General features: G+C 51.2%; 2 protein-coding genes. One reads left to right on the top strand and one right to left on the bottom strand.

What is annotated here, in order from left to right:
- The coding region (locus tag ACR0I1_RS20495) for a TetR/AcrR family transcriptional regulator (RefSeq protein WP_480707765.1) at positions 1-511 on the bottom strand (511 nt) is incomplete at its 3' end.
- A 152-nt stretch (positions 512-663) separates the two neighbouring features.
- Here ACR0I1_RS20495 and ACR0I1_RS20490 point away from each other — a divergent pair.
- Entirely contained in the window at positions 664-1,137 is a 474-nt protein-coding gene (locus ACR0I1_RS20490; protein ID WP_480707763.1) for a cupin domain-containing protein, read from the top strand.
- The last annotated feature ends 69 nt before the right edge of the window (positions 1,138-1,206 follow it).

Genomic DNA, 1,206 nt, shown 5'->3' with positions numbered 1-1,206 from the left:
TTTTTGGCAAGTACCGATCCAAAAGAGCGTCGACCAACCCTTCCTGAAGTCGGTAACCAGTTGCTTCGTCTACACGCAGAATGTCTTCAAGAATGATAAGTTGTTCCATTCCCGTCGTCATGGATAACCGCTTCGCCAGGTCGTCAACGTCCTTCGGCTCCATCAATGAATGAATTGGCGCTAGTGCTTCAGAAAAAGCCGTCACTCTTCTAGCGCCACGCATTTTAACCGTTCCTTCCTCAAGTGATGCCTTGAGTGATTCAGCCAGAAACTGCCTGAAGTGCGCCTCATGAACCCGAGAAAAATCCAGATAGTAACGCGCAACGACATGTACACGGCTCCTGACGTTATTCAGCCCCTCGAGAAGTTCTGACGTTGGAGTAACTTCAAGATCGAGCGTCGCGTCCAAAGCCAAGACACTTGGGTCAGAAAAGTAGCGATAGACCGTCGCACGGCTGGTTTTGGCGCGTTCAGCGACTTTTGCCAGCGTGACTTCCTTGCCTTCCGACATCAGGTCACGTGCTGCCGAAAGAAGTGCTTCTCGCGTCCGGTTGATTTGATTTGTACGAGGCGCCAATCTCAATCCCTTTGTGATACACTTGTCTCATAAGTAGATATATGTATCATAAGCGCAGTGTTATTCAAGTAAAGGGAGTCGCAGCAATGACAGAACCTCGCCCGCGAATTTATCATCTTCTTGGGAACCTGCTGACCTTTCACGCCTTTCCCAGTGAGACCGGAGATCGTTGTACTATCATTGAGATAAAGACGGCGCCTGGTGCCGGTGCGCCGCCTAATCATCACGCTGGCGAAGATGAGAGCTTTTATGTGCTCGATGGTGAATTCGAGTTCTTTTTGAATGGCGAGAAAGTCAACGTCAAATGTGGTGACTTCGTTAAGGTTCCGGACGGCGCAGTGCACGCCTTTACATGCACCGGAGAGCGGCCTGGCCGGCTACTTTGCATTAACGCCCCCGGCGCGATGCATGACACTTTTTTTACCGAAGCCGGTGAAGCAATGCCTGACGGCACGACTGATATTCCAGCGCCAGATGGACCACCAGACATTCCGGCGATCATGGCCGTAGCAGACCGAGTGGGAATGACGATCCTAGTGCCTGCGGACATTCCAAGCTAACAAACGCGCGTGCATAACTCCGGCCTACATATAGATTGTTTTGCGTTCAAGATTCTGCCGTACACCCTA

This window comes from Ruegeria sp. B11 (genome assembly GCF_056539785.1).
The sequence above is the reverse complement of the archived record's forward strand: the minus strand, read 5'-3'. Positions and strand labels throughout refer to the sequence as shown.